At 61.6% G+C, this 16,678-nt stretch carries 15 protein-coding genes; all 15 read left to right on the top strand.

Annotated elements, in window-relative coordinates:
* Positions 1-350 precede the first annotated feature (350 nt).
* Positions 351-1,616 carry an aromatic ring-hydroxylating oxygenase subunit alpha gene (locus tag C666_RS10215; RefSeq protein WP_028792052.1) on the top strand — a complete coding sequence of 422 codons (1,266 nt, stop codon included), beginning with the start codon at positions 351-353 and terminating at the stop codon, positions 1,614-1,616.
* Positions 1,617-1,638: 22 nt separating this feature from the next.
* The gene (locus tag C666_RS10210; protein WP_004338042.1) at positions 1,639-2,118 is read left to right on the top strand and encodes an aromatic-ring-hydroxylating dioxygenase subunit beta; all 480 of its coding nucleotides are present in this window, start codon (positions 1,639-1,641) and stop codon (positions 2,116-2,118) included.
* A gap of 68 nt (positions 2,119-2,186) precedes the next feature.
* Positions 2,187-3,101 (top strand): VOC family protein, encoded by a 915-nt coding sequence (locus tag C666_RS10205; RefSeq protein WP_004338041.1) that lies wholly within the window; start codon positions 2,187-2,189, stop codon positions 3,099-3,101.
* Positions 3,094-3,861, top strand: a complete 768-nt coding sequence (locus C666_RS10200; RefSeq protein WP_004338040.1) for an SDR family oxidoreductase — start codon at positions 3,094-3,096, stop codon at positions 3,859-3,861. The genes C666_RS10205 and C666_RS10200 overlap by 8 nt, the downstream gene beginning before the upstream one ends.
* An 83-nt stretch (positions 3,862-3,944) precedes the next feature.
* On the top strand, positions 3,945-4,556 hold the full coding sequence (locus C666_RS10195) for a TetR/AcrR family transcriptional regulator (protein WP_028792053.1): 612 nt from the start codon (positions 3,945-3,947) through the stop codon (positions 4,554-4,556).
* A gap of 87 nt (positions 4,557-4,643) precedes the next feature.
* Complete coding sequence (locus C666_RS10190; RefSeq protein ID WP_004338035.1) at positions 4,644-5,525, top strand: alpha/beta fold hydrolase; 882 nt, start codon at positions 4,644-4,646, stop codon at positions 5,523-5,525.
* A 27-nt stretch (positions 5,526-5,552) separates the two neighbouring features.
* A complete protein-coding gene (locus C666_RS10185; RefSeq protein WP_004338033.1) occupies positions 5,553-6,569 on the top strand; it encodes an amidohydrolase family protein in 1,017 nt (338 codons plus the stop codon).
* Between the two features lie 48 nt (positions 6,570-6,617).
* Positions 6,618-7,631: a 2Fe-2S iron-sulfur cluster-binding protein gene (locus tag C666_RS10180; protein WP_004338030.1), complete on the top strand. Its 1,014-nt coding sequence runs from the start codon at positions 6,618-6,620 to the stop codon at positions 7,629-7,631.
* A 24-nt stretch (positions 7,632-7,655) separates the two neighbouring features.
* On the top strand, positions 7,656-7,964 hold the full coding sequence (locus C666_RS10175) for a non-heme iron oxygenase ferredoxin subunit (protein WP_004338027.1): 309 nt from the start codon (positions 7,656-7,658) through the stop codon (positions 7,962-7,964).
* A gap of 245 nt (positions 7,965-8,209) precedes the next feature.
* A complete protein-coding gene (locus C666_RS10170) occupies positions 8,210-10,117 on the top strand; it encodes a DUF1302 domain-containing protein (protein WP_004338026.1) in 1,908 nt (635 codons plus the stop codon).
* Between the two features lie 24 nt (positions 10,118-10,141).
* A complete protein-coding gene (locus tag C666_RS10165) occupies positions 10,142-11,500 on the top strand; it encodes a DUF1329 domain-containing protein (RefSeq protein ID WP_004338025.1) in 1,359 nt (452 codons plus the stop codon).
* Positions 11,501-11,580: 80 nt separating this feature from the next.
* Positions 11,581-12,768 carry a WD40/YVTN/BNR-like repeat-containing protein gene (locus tag C666_RS10160; RefSeq protein WP_004338024.1) on the top strand — a complete coding sequence of 396 codons (1,188 nt, stop codon included), beginning with the start codon at positions 11,581-11,583 and terminating at the stop codon, positions 12,766-12,768.
* Positions 12,765-15,197, top strand: a complete 2,433-nt coding sequence (locus C666_RS10155) for an efflux RND transporter permease subunit (protein ID WP_004338023.1) — start codon at positions 12,765-12,767, stop codon at positions 15,195-15,197. The genes C666_RS10160 and C666_RS10155 overlap by 4 nt, the downstream gene beginning before the upstream one ends.
* An 84-nt stretch (positions 15,198-15,281) precedes the next feature.
* Entirely contained in the window at positions 15,282-16,067 is a 786-nt protein-coding gene (gene dmpE / locus C666_RS10150) for a 2-oxopent-4-enoate hydratase (protein ID WP_004338022.1), read from the top strand.
* A gap of 99 nt (positions 16,068-16,166) precedes the next feature.
* A partial coding sequence (locus tag C666_RS10145) for an acetylating acetaldehyde dehydrogenase (protein ID WP_004338021.1) occupies positions 16,167-16,678 on the top strand: 512 nt, incomplete at its 3' end.

Below are 16,678 nucleotides of genomic sequence, written 5' to 3'. Positions count from 1 at the left end.
CGCACAACAGACAGACTGTACGGTATATATGTTGTCATGAGCTGGTCTGGCTCGTCAGCTACAGGCTACCCTCCTGGCTCTTTGCCGTGAAGAGATCCCGGGTTGTTCAAAGCATCATTTTGATAAATAAAGAATTTAAATATTTTACTGCCGGCGCTCATGGCGTCGGATGAGAAATCATCTTGGCTGATGTTGACATCAGTAAAACTGGTATGTAAATTACAAACCGACAGTACGGTCTGTAAGTAAGTGGTTGCAAGCCGGACCAAGCCAAGGTTCCGGCGCACGCATACCGTACCCAGAGGCGGCTGATCCGCGAGTGATCGTTGTCATCCAGAACGGAGGAGTCTGTGGAAACAGTAACGGGATTTATTGCAGAGGATCAGGCGCAAGGCCTGTTCCGTGTTGCGCGTACCGCGTTTACCGAGGAGTCGGTCTTCAGGGCGGAGTACGAGTCGGTGTTCGAGAAATGCTGGCTATATGTTGGCCATGAATCTGAGGTCAGGAAGAACGGCGACTTCGTGCGCCGGACCATTGCCGGGCGCAATCTCGTTTTCAATCGCGACACGAGTGGCAAGCTCAACGTCTTTTTCAACGTCTGTCCGCACCGGGGCGCGGAGGTATGCCGCGAAAAGCATGGCAACGCAAAGCACTTCCAATGCTTCTATCACGGCTGGATCTTCGGCTCGGATGGCAGCCTGAAAAGCCAGCCTGGCAAGGAGCGCTACATTGCCGATTTCGGGGCGCAGGGGCGCGGCAATCTGGTGACCGTGCCGCGGTTCGCAAACTACCGTGGCTTCTGCTTCATCAATTTCGATCCGACGGCCTGTTCGATCGAGGAGTATCTCGGCAATGCGCGCGAATACCTCGATCTGGTTGCCGACCAGTCCGAAGCCGGCATGGTCGTCGTCAGCGGGATGCAGGAATACTCGATTCGCGCAAATTGGAAGTTGCTGGTGGAAAACAGCAACGACGGCTATCACGCGGCGACGACGCACGCGACCTACCTCGACTATGTCGCCAAGACCCATGTGATGGGCAATGACGTGGCATTGCGCGGCATCGGCCGCGAGTTGGGCAACGGCCATGCGGTGGTGGAATACACCGCGCCGTGGGGGCGTCCGATCGCGAACTGGATTCCGATCTGGGGTGAGGAAGGCAAGCGCGAGATGGAGCGCATCCATGCCGGGCTGGTTGCGCGCCATGGCAAGGACAAGGCGGACCGGATCGCCTTCAAGAACCGCAACATCCTGATTTTCCCGAACCTGGTCGTCAACGACATCATGTCGCTGACCGTCCGTACTTTCTATCCGCTCAAGCCCGATCTGATGCACGTGACCGGCTGGGCGCTTGCGCCGGAAAATGAATCCGAATGGGCGCGCGAATATCGGCTGAACAATTTTCTCGAATTCCTTGGGCCGGGCGGTTTCGCCACCCCCGATGACGTCGAGGCGCTGGAGTCCTGCCAGGGCGGTTACCGGAACGCCAAGGAGGTCGGCGTCGGCTGGAACGACATCTCGAAAGGCATGGGGCTCGATCCGCAGTATGACGATGAAGTGCAAATGCGTTCCTTCTGGAAAGAGTGGAATCGTCGCGTGAGCGCGGTCTGCAAGTAAGGAACGACCAAGGAGTACTGCAATGACGACACGTAGCGAAGTTGAAGACCTGCTTTATCTCGAGGCCGACCTGTTGGATGCATGGAAGCTGAAGGACTGGCTGGAGCTTTATACGGACGATGCCGAATATGAAGTTCCTTCCGCGGATCTGCCCGGGGATGCCGATCCGGCCAAGAGCCTCTTCTATATTGCCGACAACCGCTTCCGGCTGCAGGAGCGGGTCGTCCGCCTGAACAAGAAAACCATGTGGTCCGAGTACCCGCGGTCGAAGACCCGTCATCTGGTGACGAATGTCCGGCTGCTCGGGGCCGAGAATGGCGAGTTGCGCGTGCGCGCCGCTTTTGCCGTCTATCGGACGAAGTGGGGTAATACCGACATCTATGTCGGTTCCTACGAGTACGTGCTGCGTGAGACCGATGCCGGTCTGAAGATCCGCAAGAAGCGCGCGATTCTGGAGCTGGATTCGCTTCGTCCCCAGGGGCGGGTCAGCATTCTGCTCTGATCCCAATGCAGGGGGAGGAAAAAGCCTCCCGGATACAAACGATCATTCGAGAACTGGAGTATTCATTCATGGAACCAGCAACCTTGCCATTTCGGTTCGAAAGGCTGGGCTATGCCGCCCTGCAGGTCACCGACCTGGCCAGATCCGTGAAGTTCTATACGGAATTGATGGGGCTGGAGCTTGTCGAGTCGAACGGCGAGAGTGCCTTTCTGCGTTGTTCGGCGGATCATCACAACCTGATTCTCTACCAGGGCAGCCAACCGGGCATCAAGCGCGCCGCCTACAAGCTGGCGTCGCCGGCGGACCTGTCGCGGGCGTTCGAGCATCTGACGAGCGTGGGGCTCGGGCCCGCATGGATCGATGACGAAGAAGCCCGGCTGCTGAAGCAGGGGCCGACGTTCCGGGTGCGGGAGCCGAACTCCGGCCTGGTATTCGAGTTCTTCGATCGCATGACTTATCTGGCGTTGCCGTACGCGCCGCGTCTGACGAAGATCGCGCGCATCGGACATATCGTGATCGGGGCGAAGCGCTATGAGGGCGCGATCGAGACGATTTCGACAAAACTGAATTTTGCCGTATCGGATTTTGTCGACGAGAAGTTCGCCTGGATGCGCTGCCGTCCGAATCCCCTGCACCATAGTCTTGCGGTGGGTGCCAGTACGCGCAATCACCTTCATCATGTGAATTTCATGGTGACCGATATCGATGACGTGGGTGCGGCGGCCGCACGCATGCAGAAAGCCGGTGTCCAGATCGTATTCGGGCCCGGCCGTCATCTCCCCTCGACCAGCATCTTTCTCTATTTCCTCGATCCCGACGGGATGACCATGGAATTCAGTTTCGGCATGGAGGAAATACACGAGGAAAGCGCCCGGATGCCCCGCATGCTGGAGATGCATCCCAATACCATGGACATGTGGGGCGGGCCCATGCCACACGAAAGATTCGCAAAATCCGGCATGATCGAGGGCGCAGATGAATAAGCAAGCGTTTTCGGGGCAAGTGGCTGTGGTGACCGGCTCCGCACATGGCATCGGCCTGGCTATCGCGCACAAATTCGCGGCAGAAGGCGCAAGAGTCGTGATGGCCGACCTCGACGAAAAGCCGATCGAGCGTGCCGCGTCCGAGGTGCGGGCGAAGAACGCGGGCGCGGAGGTCATGACCTATGCGGGCGATTTGTCCCGGGAGGCGACGGTTTCCGGATTGCTCGAGCGGGCCGGGAGCGCGTTCGGTCCCGCGACAATCCTGGTGAACAATGCGGGAGGGGGGGTGATCAAGCCTTTCCTCGAACATACGTCCGAGACGTTGCGGGCAACGATAGATCGCAATCTGTGGACCGTGATCTGGTGCTGCCGCGCTTTCCTGCCGGGCATGCTCGAGGCGGGCTATGGGCGGATCATCAACATGGGCGCGGATTCGGTCCGCAATGGGCTGTTGCAGCACGCGGCATACAACGGCGCAAAAGGCGGGGTGCATGGCCTGACAACCGGGCTTGCGCGTGAATTTGCCACGACTGGGGTCACGGTCAACACGGTCGCGCCATGTGCGGTCCGCACTGCAGCACTCGATCGTGTGAGGGAAACCGATCCGTCATTTGCCAGGCATGTGGTGGATGCCATTCCAATGGGGCGTCCGGGCGAGGTCGATGAAATTGCGGCCGCAGTGCTCTTTCTCGCCGGGAAGGATGCGTCTTTCATTACCGGCCAGGTCTTGAGCGTCAACGGCGGCAGTACGATGTTGTAATGTGTTGGCCGGCACCGGAAGGCTTATCGGCCACTGTAGCGCCGGATGAACTTCAACCATAACAACATGCAAGAAGGTAATTCATGAGTCAGAAAAGAAGAACTCAGGCAGAACGTGCGATGGAAACCAAGGCGCGGCTGATCGCCGCCGCGCTGGGCGTTTTGCGGGAGAAGGGGTACGCGGGGTTTAGGGTTGCGGACGTGACTGACGCTGCGGGACTTTCGCGCGGTGGCCAGACACATCATTTCCCGACGAAACTGGATTTGCTGTTGGCGACTTTCTCCTGGTTGTACACGCAGATCACCGAGCGGAGCAGAGCGCGGCTTTCACAGATCCGCCCCGAGGATGACGTCGTCCAGCAGATGCTCGACGACGCCGCGGAATTCTTTCTCGGAGAAGATTTTTCGATCGGCCTGGATCTGCTTGCTGCGGCGGACCGCGATCCGGAACTGCGGGAAGGGATTCAGCGCACCGCCAAGGAGAACCGCTTCGTCGTGGAGGACATGTGGGTCGGTGTCCTGATGAGCCGCGGCCTGTCGCGCGGCGACGCGGAAGACCTGCTATGGCTGATCTTCAATTCGATGCGCGGCCTGGCCGTGCGCAGCTTGTGGCAGCAGGACAAGGAGCGTTTCGAGCATGTCAAGGCATTGACGCTCGAAATCGCGAAAGAGCGTTATGCGCGAATGAAACGCTAGTGGCGGACCAGCGCTGCTTCCCGGCAGGCAGCGGACATTTCTGGCCGTTCCCGTATGAAAAGAATGGATAAATCGGAGACAAGGAAAATGAGCCTTTGGCTGGATATGCTCGGCGTGGAAATCCGCTTCGTCGAAACGAAAAGTTTTGGCCGGATCCGGATCGCCGAAGCCGGGTGCGGAAACCCGGAAACGATTCTTTTCATGCATGGCATCAATGGGCATCTCGAAGCCTACGCGAAGAACCTGGTGTCGCTCGGCAGGAATTTTCATGTCCTTGCATTCGACTTCGTCGGGCATGGGCTTTCGGACAAGCCGGTCATCGAATACTCGCCGCTCGTTTTTTCGGAGCAGCTGGGCGAGTTGATGGATGCACTCGGCCTGGAGGCCGCTCACCTCTCGGGCGAGTCGCTGGGGGGCTGGGTGTCGGCCTTCTTCGCCGTGAAGTACCCCGAGCGGGTGAAGCGTCTGATGCTGAACACGGCGGCCGGGATCCCGGTGGTTTCGGAGAAGGGCAAGGCCGATCTGGCCAATCTGATCGCGTTGAATCAGCGCAATGTCCAGGCGATGCCGACGCGCGATTCCGTGCGCGCCCGGCTCGAGTGGCTGATGCACGAGAACAATCGCGCCTTGGTGAATGATGAGCTGATCTCCCTGCGCCTCGGCTTTTATCTGATGCCGGAGACGCAGCGGGTTGCGCCGATCATCAACGGGATCATCAACCGCCATGACGAGTTCCTGGTGCCTTTCGAGCAGTTGCAGACGGCGCCGCTGTTCCTGTGGACTGCAGACAACCCCATTCACGATCTCGATGCGGCACGGGCTGCCGCCAGGCGTGTCCCGGACAGCCAGATCTACGTGATGGAGGGCGATTCCGCGCACTGGCCGCAGTACGAGGCGCCGGATGAGTTCGATCGCGTGGCGACCGAATTCTTCACGACTGGCAAGGTGAGCGGCTGCGCTCCCTTGTGAGCCGCCGCCTGCGTTTCGAGCCTGGACATGGGGAGCAGCAAGGTGCGCGGTATCGACATCCACACTCACGTCGTTCCTGAGCGTTTTCCGCCGTATCGTGGAAAGGGCCGGGATGTCCCGTGGCCGGACATGGCGTCCGGAGACGCTTGCCACAAGCATGTGATGATCGCCGGGAACAGGTTCCGGACGGTTTCATCCCAGTGCTGGGATGCTGGCCGGCGCGTCGCCGACATGGACGCGCTCGGCCTGGCACGGCAGGTTCTGTCACCGATGCCGGAACTGCTTTCGTACTGGCTGGAGGCGAGGGATGCCGCAGTGCTGTCTCGCTACCTCAACGAGACCACCGCATCGCTGGTCGCGGCCTCTCCCGCACGGTTTGCCGGGCTCGGGGCGGTTCCGTTGCAGGACATCGATCTGGCGATCTCCGAACTGCAATACGCGATGCGGGTGCTTGGGCTCGACGGGGTCGAGATCGGGACGAACGTGAATGGGGTGCCGATCGGAGCGCCGGAGTTCGAGCCCTTCTTTGCCGAGGCCGAGCGTCTCGGCGCCTGTATTTTCGTGCATCCGTTGAGGCCGTGCGGAATGGACAGGCTGGTAGGGCCGGCCTCGCTGGAGCAAATCCTGGCCTTCCCTTGCGAGACGGGGTTGGCGGGCATGTCGCTGATTACGGGGGGTGTGCTTTCACGCCATCCGGGCTTGCGGATCGCGCTCAGTCATGGAGGGGGCTCATTCCCGGCCTTGCTCGCCAGATATGCCCATGCCTGGAAGCTGTTTCCGGGACTGAGGGAGTCGGTTGCCGAAAATCCGTTCGATCTCGGCCGGCGTCTGTACTTCGATAGCCTCGTTTATGACAAAGTCCTATTGCGGGCGCAGATCCGGCTTTTTGGCATGACTCAGACGATGATCGGCTCGGACTATCCATTCGTGATCATGGAGCAGGACCCGATGGCCCGGATGAATGAGCTGGCCTTCTCCGCCGAGGAAACCGAACTGCTGCTGTGCGCCAATGCAATGCGCTGGCTCGGCCGTGATCGAGGTTGAAGCGTCCTGCCAGGCAGGCTTTCTTCCCATGGAACAGGCGTGAATGACATGAATCCCCATTTCGAAATTTCTCTTGCCGGCAGCGAATCGAGTTTCGCGTGCGCGGCGGACGACACGATCCTTCGGGCAGGGCTGCGCCAGGGGCTCGGGCTGGCTTACGAATGCAATACCGGCGCATGCGGATCGTGCAAGTTCGACCTCCTCGAAGGCGAGGTTTTCGATCTCTATCCGGAGGCAAGCGGCTTGCGCGCGAAGGAGCGCGAGAAGGGAAAGCGCCTTGCCTGCCAATGTGTCCCGAAGGCCGATTGCCGAATCAAGATCCGTACCGGAGATCTGTACCGGAGCATGGTCAGGCCTGCGCGGTTTCGCGCGCGCCTGATTTCGTATCGGGCTCTTACGCCCGACATGGGGCTGTTTTCCTTCAAGTCGGCCTGTCCGGCCGAATTCGCTGCCGGCCAATATGCGATGCTGACGCCCGCCGCCGGGGCAATGACGCGTGCCTACTCGATGTCGAACACGGAAAATGCCGAGGGCGTCTGGGAGTTCATCATCCGCGCCGTGCCGGGCGGTGCCGTGAGCCCTTTGTTCGGTGGCTTGCCCGAGGGGCATGAAGTCGAGATCGACGGCCCGTTCGGTGTGGCGTACTTTCGGCCGCAAATCGACCGTCCGGTCGTCGGTATCGCCGGCGGCTCAGGTCTCGCCCCGGTCCTGTCCATCATGCACGCGGCGGGAATGGATGAATCCTTTACCCGGGATTTGCATGTCTTCTACGGGGGAAGAGGGCCCGCAGACATCCCTGACATTCCCGGGCTGCTGGGCGACGCGGCCGCCAAGGTGTCCTGTCACCCGGCCGTGTCCATGCCTGAACTGGCCCAACAGCAGGGCTGGCAGGGTGACGTTGGCTTCGTTCACGAATTTCTGCCGGAAAAGCTCAAGCAGCCGTTGGCCGATTTCGAATACTACATGGCAGGGCCGCCGGCAATGATCGAAGCTGTCGTGCGCATGCTGGTGGTCGAACACAAGGTGGCGATGGAGCAAATCCACTTCGACCGTTTTTTCTGAGCATGAAAGGCAAGGAGTCGTAGCGTGAGCAAGAAACAAGTCTGCAGCGTGGATGAGGTTGCTCCGGGAACGTCGCTTCGGGTTGAACTCGAGGGGCTGCCGCCGCTCGCCGTGTTCAACCTGGATGGGAGTTTCTACATCATCAACGATACCTGTAGCCATGGCGAAGCCTCTCTGTGCGAGGGGGAAATCGAGGATGGGCAGGTGGAATGTCCCTGGCACAACGCCAGGTTCTGCATCAAGTCGGGCAAGGCGTTGACTTTTCCGGCCGTGGAGCCGCAACGCGCGTACGTAACCGAAGTCAGCGACGGGATGGTCTTTCTCGTCGGATAGGGGCTGGGCGGCGGATTGCGACTACGGCGATTCGCGGCATGTCGTTTCTTTTTTTTCAGGGCGATTCACTGCAAAAATACAGACAGACTGTACGGTCTGTTTATGCTGATTCAATGGCATGAAAAGTTGATCCTCAAACGAGCGAATCGCTGTGGATGAAAGTGTTTTGCCGTGTCTGCGTGCCAATGCCGGGGCATCGGCAAGCGACGGTATTCATGCAGGTAGCAATCAAGAGGAGTGAGGAGATGAAGGAAAAGAAAAAAATGCCGTGCCGTGCAGCCGATGGACTGCGGCGTCCCGTGCGAAGCCGACTCGTAACGGCGGGGCTTCTCGCGGCTGCGGCGGGCAGTGGACTGGCTCCGGGGGCCGCGCATGCAGGCAGCTTCAGCCTGGACAACGGCATCGAGGGCAACTGGGGGCTCAATGTGTCCCTGGGCACGAGCATCCGGACGAGCAATGCGGATGCGGACCTGATCATGACCGGGAATGGTGGCCGCGGCGGATCCAGCCACGACGATGGGAATCTGAACTACCGCAAGAAAGGCGACGTTTTTTCCACGATCGCGAAGGCGACGGGTGAACTGAGCCTGACCAAGGACAACGTGGGGGTGTTCCTGCGTGCAAAAGCCTGGCACGACTTCGAGACGAGCCGAAGCGGCGTGCGCCATGGCCACTCCGCAAACGGCTTCGAGCCGGGCGCACGCCTCGATGACGGCGAGTTCGACCGCCTGTCGCGTTTCTCGGGCTTCGAACTGCTCGACGCCTATGTGTTCGCGAACACGCAGCTCGGTGACGACAATCCGCTCACCATCAAGCTCGGCAATCATGTCGTCAACTGGGGCGAGAGTCTGTTTACGCCGGGCATCAATGCCTATGGGGCTTTCGATCTGTCGGCGGCACGTCGCCCGGGGACCCAGGTCAAGGAAGTCCTTCTGCCCATCCCCCAGCTTTCCGCCAACCTGGGCCTGACGGAAAACCTGAGCGTCGAGGGCTTCTACCAGCTTCGCTGGCGCAAGAATGTCCTCGACGGCTGCGGTACCTATTGGTCGATCTCCGACGTTTACAACTGTGCGGACGCCGGTGTGAACGTCCCCGCCGGCCCTCTCGGCGCCTTCACCGACCAGCAGGTCTATGAGGGGATTCCCGTCAGCGCGGGGCCGCTGGGTGCGGGCACCACCGGCGTGCTCGGAAATGCTGGAAACATCGATCCGAGCGATTCCGGCCAGTGGGGTATCGCGGCCCGTTATTTCTCGCCCGGGCTGTCGACGGAGTTCGGCGTCTATTACGTCAATTACCACCAGCGCTCGCCTGTGATCAGCGTGCTGCTCGATCCCAGCCCGCTTCCGTCGGCATTTGCCGGAGGCAACCGCACGCCGCCTCTGCCCACCTTCGGAATGCAGTATGCATGGGACTGGTCGGGCGAGGACATCAAGGCCTTCGGCTTGAGTTTCTCGACCACGCTCTCGGGGTGGTCGGTCTTCGGGGAGGTCAGCCATACACGGGACATCCCGGTGCAACTGAACGGACTGGATCTGTTGCGTGGCGCGTCGAACGGCGCAGGGCCGCTTGGCTTCCTGGCCGGCGTGCCCAGGGGGGAGGGCACCTTGTTCACCGGCCATGAGCTCAAGGACAAGACGCAGCTCCAGCTCAATACGCTCAAGATCTTCCCGCGGGTGATGGGGGCTGAGTCGGTGAGCGTGCTGGGCGAGGTCGTGTATCAGCGTTGGTCGGGCATCGGCGACGCGGATAGCGGCCGGCGCTATGGCCGTGCCTTCGTCTTTGGCCAGGCGGCGCATGGCGGCAGCGGACTGGCTTGTGCCGATACGGGCAACGCCGACGCCAAGTACTGCGAGAACGAGGGTTTTGCGACCACCAGCGCCTGGGGCTACCGCCTGCAGGCCACCTTCAGCTATCCGGGGGTCTTCGCCGGGGTGAACTTCAAACCACGGGTTTTCTGGTCGCATGACGTCAAGGGCTATGCGGCCGACAACCTGTTCGTGGAAGACCGCAAGATCCTGGGGCTCGGCGCCGGTTTCGACTATCTGAACAAGTACTACCTGGACATCAGCTACAACCGGTTCAATCGCGGCGCGCGGTACGACACCTTTCGCGACCGTGACTTCGCATCGGTTGTCGTCGGCATGAACTTCTAATCAAAAAGATATCGGAGACAAGAAATGAGCCATTCCATCGCCCACAACACCATGTTACGGCTGAGTGCAATGCTGCTGTCGATTCTTGCCGGCAGTGCGGCGGCGCAGCTCACTGCAGAAGAAATCGGCCGCCTCGGCAAGGACCTGACCCCGATGGGGGCGGAGCGTGCCGGCAATGCGGCCGGAACCATTCCCGCGTGGGAGGGCGGCATCACCGCGCCGCCGGCGGATTTCGACCCGGCCAAGGGCTACGCCGACCCGTTCGCTTCCGACAAGCCGCTATTCACCATCGATGCGTCCAACGTGGAGCAGTACAAGGACAAGCTTGCCCCTGGCCAGATCGAAATGATCAAGCGCTATCCCTCATACAGGATGAACGTCTATCCGAGCCGCCGCACTGCGGCACTGCCGGAAGGCATCTACGCTGCGATCAAGGCTGAAGCCGGCGGAATCCAGCTTGCCGAAGGCGGGAACGGCATCCTGAACATGGAGCGCAGCACGGTGCCGTTCCCGGTACCGAAATCGGGCGTGGAGGTGCAGTGGAATCACCAGGCACGGTATTACGGCGGCGTCTGGACACGGTATAGCGCAGAATTTCCGGTGCAGACCAATGGCGCTTTCACGCCGATCACCCGCGTGGAGGTTTTTGCCGCGCCGTGGGCGCTAGACAAGGTCGAGCCGAACCGCTTGTACTACTACCTGGCGAAGCTGACCGGGCCGTCGAACGTCGCCGGCGATGGCATCCTCGTTCATGAGCCGCTGGATCAGGTGCGCGAGCCCCGCTCGGCCTGGCTCTACAACCCAGGCACGCGCCGCGTCCTGCGCGCGCCCGAGTTTGCCTACGATTCGCCGGGGCAGGGCGCGGACGGGTTGCGCACGATCGATGACAACGTCGGTTTCAACGGTGCGCCGGATCGTTACGACTGGAAGCTCGTCGGCAAGAAGGAAATGATCATTTCCTACAATAACTTCCAACTCAGCGACAAATCCCTGAAATACAAGGATCTCGTTCTGGCCACGAATCTCAATCCCGAGCACGTCCGCTATGAGTTGCATCGGGTCTGGGTCGTCGAGGCTTCGCTGAAGGCCGGAATGCGGCATATCTACGCCAAGCGCGTGTTTTACATCGATGAGGATTCCTGGTCCATCGCGCACATCGACCAATACGACGGCCGTGGCGAACTGTGGCGAATCCGTGAGGCGCATCTCATGTCCTTCTACGACCAGCCGATGACGTGGGCGATCGCCGATGTCCTGTACGACATCCAGGCGCGCCGCTATCTGGCCTCGGGAATGATGAATCAGGAGCGTCCGATGGAGTTCGGCAAGAAGATGACTTTGGAATCATTCTCGGCCGGGGCGCTTCGCCGCCAGGCCAACTGATTCGTCTCTTTCTCCCCCGGGGCGCTCGTCCCCGGGGAAGCCACCCCGGCCCGGGCAGTCACTCAATGGAATCAGGACACATGCGGATCGATGGATCAGGCATCACTGCGCGTGCAGGCATGTTCGCAGTCGCCGGCGTATTCGCGGTATTCAGCTTGCTGGCGCATTCGGAAGCGCCCAAGGCTGGGAAAGGAATCGATCTTCTGGAAATGCCGGCGCTTCAATCGCCGAAGGCGGCCCATTCGCTGCTGCTTGGCGTGACGACTGCCGGTAGCCGGCTCGTCGCCGTGGGCGAGCGGGGGATCGTCGTGCTTTCCGACGATCAGGGGCAGACCTGGACACAGGCGCAAGTGCCCGTGTCGGTCACGCTGAACGCCGTCCACTTCGTCTCTCCCGACCTGGGTTGGGCGGCGGGCGGTGACGGCGTGATATTGAGGACGGATGACGGGGGGAGGTCCTGGACGAAGCGGCTGGACGGGAATCAGGCCAATGAGCTCGTTCTCGCCGATCTGAAGGCAAGGATCGGAGCGGTCGAGACGGCGGCGGCCAGGGCATCCGACGAAGAGGGTGGCCGCTTTCAGGCGGCGCTCGAAACGCTCGGGTTTCGCCTCGAAGACGCCGAGGCCGGTGCCGGCTTCGGGCCTTCCCGGCCGCTGCTGGCCCTTTGGTTCAAGGATGAGCGCCTCGGCTTTGCGGTCGGGGCCTTCGGGCAGATCTTTCGCACGGATGATGGCGGCGAACATTGGATTTCCCTGGCCGGGGCGTTGGAAAACCCGGACAGCCTGCATCTGAATGCGATCGTCCGGCTTCCCGATGGCACGCTCGCCGTGGTCGGCGAGCGCGGAATGATCTGGTTCTCATCGGATGAGGGCGCGTCGTGGCGGGCGAATGAGGTCGGCTACGACGGTCACCTCTATGGCCTCATTCAAGCCGAGCCAGCCACCCTGGTCGCGTTCGGCTTTGCCGGCAATGTCTTCAGGTCGGCCGATGGCGGACAGACCTGGGTCAAGGTGGCGCGAATCAGCGAGAAATCGATCGTGGGTGCCATCCACCAAGAGGATCTGGGCGTCCTGCTGGTCGCACGCAATGGGAGCCTGATCCGGAGCCGGGACGCCGGCAAGACCTTTTCCATTTCGCAGCAGACTGTCGGCGCCTCCGTTGCCAGCGTGCTGCCATGGCCTTTCGGGGCCGAGCGGAAACTCGTCGCCGTCGGCCATGGCGGAGTTTCGATGATCAGCATCACCGATGACAGGAGCGACCGGAAATGAGTCAGAAAGAACCGGATGCCGGTGATGCCGATCTGGTCCACCATTCGGTCATCAAGCGTTTCGAGCAGTTCTTCGAACTGCAGTTCGAACGCTTCCGCCTTCCCGCCCTTTTCTTCTTCGGGATTGCCTCCGTCTTCTTCGCGTTTCAGGCCGTTCAACTGGAGCCTGAAGCCAGTTTTCAGAAGATGGTGCCGAGCTCGCATCCCTTCATCCAGAATTTTCTGGCCTACGAGAACGAGCTGCGGCCGCTCGGCAACGTGGTCAGGATCGTGGTCGAGAACAGAAAGGGCGAAATCTATACGCCCGAGTTTCTGAATACGCTCAAGCAGGTGACCGACGAGGTCTTCTATATTCCGGGAGTCAGCCGTGGCGGCATGAAATCCGTCTGGACGCCGAACGTGGTCTGGAACGAGGTCACGGAAGATGGCTTCGTCGCCGGGCAGATCATTCCGCCTACCTTCGACGGCAGCCTCGAGGCGGCCGGGCAGGTGAGAACGAACGTTGCGCGGGCCGGCATCGTCGGCACCCTGGTCGCCAACGACCATCGCTCCGCGGTCATTCTCGCGCCGCTTCAGGAAGTCGACCCGGAAACAGGCGAAAAGTTGGATTATGCACGGCTTTCGCAGCGGCTCGAAGAAAGCGTTCGCGACAAGTACGCTTCCGAAGACGTCAATATCCGGATCGTCGGCTTCGCGAAGATCGTCGGCGACCTGATCGAGGGAGCGGCCGCGATCGGTGGTTTCTTCGGCATCACGTTCGCGCTGACGGTGGTCGTGCTGTGGTTGTATTCACGCTGCTGGCGCAGCACTCTTGCGACCGTTTTCTGCTGCAGCCTCGCGGTCATCTGGCAACTGGGCGTCGTGCGCCTGCTGGGCCTGGGGCTCGATCCATACTCGATACTCGTGCCCTTCCTCACTTTCGCCATCGGGGTGAGCCATGCGGTGCAGAACATCAGCACGATGGCGGTCGAGCGGATGAATGGCCGCTCGAACATCGAAGCGGCAAAAGCCACGTTCCGCGTGTTGTTCATCCCGGGCTCGATCGCACTGCTGTGCAATGCAGTCGGGTTCTCGACCTTGCTCGTCATCGACATCGGCGTGATCCGGGAGCTGGCGATCAGCGCCAGCATCGGCGTAGGGGTGATCATCTTCACCAAGATGTTCCTGCTGCCGGTGCTGATGTCCTACCTGGGCGTGAGCCCGGCGGCGCTGGCCCATCAGGCGCGACGGATGCGGGGAGGGCATCGCTGGGCGCATGTCGTGGCGCGGGTCACGGACAAGCGCATGGCCTGGGGCATCGTCGCCGCCGGGGCCGTGGTGCTGGCGCTTGGCCATACCGCCAGCCGCGATCTGAAGATCGGCGACCTCGATCCGGGCGCCCCGGAACTGAGGGTGGATTCGCGCTACAACATCGACAACGCCTTCGTCGTCGAGCACTACTCCACCAGTTCGGACGTGTTCGTCGTCATGGTGAAAACCGAGCCGGGCGAATGCGGCGCCTATCCCGTGGCGGCGACGGTGGACCAACTGCAATGGCACATGGAAAACGTACCGGGGGTCGAGGGCACGTCGTCGCTCTTTTCCGCGATGAAAAAAGTGCTTGCGGGGCAGAACGGGGGAGATCTGCGTTGGGAAAGCCTGACCCGCAACCGCTACAGCTCGAATGCGGCGCACCGCCTGCTGCCGTCGGAACTGTTCAACAGCGACTGTTCGATGGTCCCGGTCCTGATCTTCCTGGAGGATCACAAGGCCGAAACCCTGATTCGCGTGGTCGATGCGGTACAGCGCTTCGCCGCCGAGCATGGCAGCGACGGGATCGAATTCGAACTGGCGGCGGGCAATGCAGGCATCGAAGCCGCGACGAACAGCGTCATCAAGCAATCCAAGCCGCTGATGCTGGGTCTCGAATACGCCATCGTCGCCTTGCTGGTGCTTTGGGAATTCAAGTCGTGGCGCGTGACCGTCTGCATCATGCTGCCGCTTTTCATCACGTCCGTGCTCTGCGAAGGCCTGATGGCAATGCTCGGGCTCGGCGTCAAGGTTGCCACGCTGCCCGTGATCGCGCTGGGCATCGGCATCGGCGTCGATTACGGCATCTACATTTACAACAAGCTCGAGCACTACCTCGAGAAAGGTCTGGCGCTGAAGGATGCCTATGTCGAGACGCTGAAGACGACCGGCGGTGCGGTGGCGCTGACCGGGGTCATGTTGGCTCTTGGCGTGGCGACCTGGATTTTCTCCGACATCAAGTTCCAGGCCGACATGGGTTTGCTGCTGACCTTCATGTTCCTCTGGAACATGTTCGGGGCGGTCGTGATGATCCCCGCGCTTGCATCCCTGTTGATCGGCAACCGGGGGAAGGGCGCCGGAGGGGGAATCGCCGTAACGGGAACGATGGCTTCGCCGAAGGCGCTGCAGGCAAATCCGTAGCGAGGCTGCCCTGGGCGGGGGCGTCAGTGGCATCGCTGCGCGCATGCGCCGTCAATTTCAAATGTGTGGCTGGGGGTGAATGAAATGACTGATGAAACTATTCTCGATGATGCAGGCAAGCGGCTTTACGCATCGCTGCGCAGCGGCGATGCGATCGACCCGCCGAGCGCGGCGCACCCTGGGCTGACGCTCGGGGACGCCTACGCCATCCAGCGGCGGCTGCTGGCGCGTCGGATGGAAGACGGCGAACGGATCATCGGCAAGAAGATCGGCGTGACCTCGCGGGCGGTGATGGACATGCTGGGCGTCGATCAGCCCGACTTCGGCATGCTGACCGACGCGATGGCGTTCAACACCGGCGACGCGATCCCGATGTCGTCGCTGATCCAGCCCAAGGCCGAGGGCGAGATCGCCTTCGTGCTCAAGCACGACCTGACCGGCCCCGGGGTGACGGCGGCCGACGTGCTGCGCGCCACCGAAGGCGTGATGGCCTGCTTCGAGATCGTCGACTCGCGCATCCGCGACTGGAAGATCAGGATCCAGGACACCATCGCCGACAACGCCTCGTGCGGGGTCTTCGTGCTGGGCTCGGCGCTGGTCGCCCCCCGCGACGTGGATCTCGTCACCTGCGGCATGGTGCTCGAGAAGAACGGCCAGGTGGCCGTCACCGGCGCCGGGGCGGCGACGATGAACTCCCCGGTCAACGCCGTGGCCTGGCTGGCCAACACGCTCGGTCGCCTGGGCAGCGGCCTGAAGGCGGGCGAAATCATCCTGTCGGGCGCGCTCGGCGCGATGGTGCCGGTCGCGCCCGGCGACAACCTGCGGGTCACCATCGGCGGCATCGGCCACTGCGCCGTGCGCTTCACCTGACCCGCCGACTCTCCGATTGCAGCCGCGCGGCCCCGCTCCCGTCTCCTCCGGGGGGCCGTGCGAGCTGCATCCTCAAGCGACGTTTCGCAAGGAATCCCTATGAACAAGATCAAATGCGCGCTGATCGGCCCTGGCAACATCGGCACCGATCTGCTGTACAAACTCAAGCGCAGCGCGGTGCTGGAACCGGTATGGATGGTGGGCATCGACGCCGCCTCCGAAGGCCTGGCGCGGGCGCGCGAGCTGGGCCTCAAGACCACGTCGGACGGCGTCGACGGCCTGCTGGCGCACGTGCGGGCCGACGGCGTGCAGATCGCCTTCGACGCCACCAGCGCCTACGTCCATGCCGAGAACAGCCGCAAGCTCAATGAACTCGGCGTGCTGATGATCGACCTCACGCCCGCGGCCATCGGCCCCTTCTGCGTGCCGCCGGTCAACCTGGCCGAACACGTGGGCCGCGGCGAGATGAACGTCAACATGGTCACCTGCGGCGGCCAGGCCACGATCCCGATGGTCGCGGCCGTGTCGCGCGTGCAGCCGGTCGCCTACGGCGAGATCGTCGCCACCGTGTCGAGCAAGTCCGCCGGCCCGGGCACACGCAAGAACATCGA

The organism is Thauera linaloolentis 47Lol = DSM 12138 (assembly GCF_000310205.1).
Lineage (GTDB): Bacteria > Pseudomonadota > Gammaproteobacteria > Burkholderiales > Rhodocyclaceae > Thauera > Thauera linaloolentis.
Note: the sequence above shows the minus strand (reverse complement) of the source record. Positions and strands in the feature narration are given on the sequence as shown.

Bases quoted from the DNA above. Each gene is read 5' to 3' on its own strand.
- C666_RS10195 (WP_028792053.1), top strand. From the start codon at position 3,945: ATGAGTCAGAAAAGAAGAACTCAGGCAGAACGTGCGATGGAAACCAAG.
- C666_RS10155 (WP_004338023.1), top strand. From the start codon at position 12,765: ATGAGTCAGAAAGAACCGGATGCCGGTGATGCCGATCTGGTCCACCAT.
- dmpE (WP_004338022.1), top strand. From the start codon at position 15,282: ATGACTGATGAAACTATTCTCGATGATGCAGGCAAGCGGCTTTACGCA.
- C666_RS10165 (WP_004338025.1), top strand. From the start codon at position 10,142: ATGAGCCATTCCATCGCCCACAACACCATGTTACGGCTGAGTGCAATG.
- C666_RS10200 (WP_004338040.1), top strand. From the start codon at position 3,094: ATGAATAAGCAAGCGTTTTCGGGGCAAGTGGCTGTGGTGACCGGCTCC.
- C666_RS10190 (WP_004338035.1), top strand. From the start codon at position 4,644: ATGAGCCTTTGGCTGGATATGCTCGGCGTGGAAATCCGCTTCGTCGAA.
- C666_RS10210 (WP_004338042.1), top strand. From the start codon at position 1,639: ATGACGACACGTAGCGAAGTTGAAGACCTGCTTTATCTCGAGGCCGAC.
- C666_RS10180 (WP_004338030.1), top strand. From the start codon at position 6,618: ATGAATCCCCATTTCGAAATTTCTCTTGCCGGCAGCGAATCGAGTTTC.
- C666_RS10170 (WP_004338026.1), top strand. From the start codon at position 8,210: ATGAAGGAAAAGAAAAAAATGCCGTGCCGTGCAGCCGATGGACTGCGG.
- C666_RS10205 (WP_004338041.1), top strand. From the start codon at position 2,187: ATGGAACCAGCAACCTTGCCATTTCGGTTCGAAAGGCTGGGCTATGCC.
- C666_RS10160 (WP_004338024.1), top strand. From the start codon at position 11,581: ATGCGGATCGATGGATCAGGCATCACTGCGCGTGCAGGCATGTTCGCA.
- C666_RS10185 (WP_004338033.1), top strand. From the start codon at position 5,553: ATGGGGAGCAGCAAGGTGCGCGGTATCGACATCCACACTCACGTCGTT.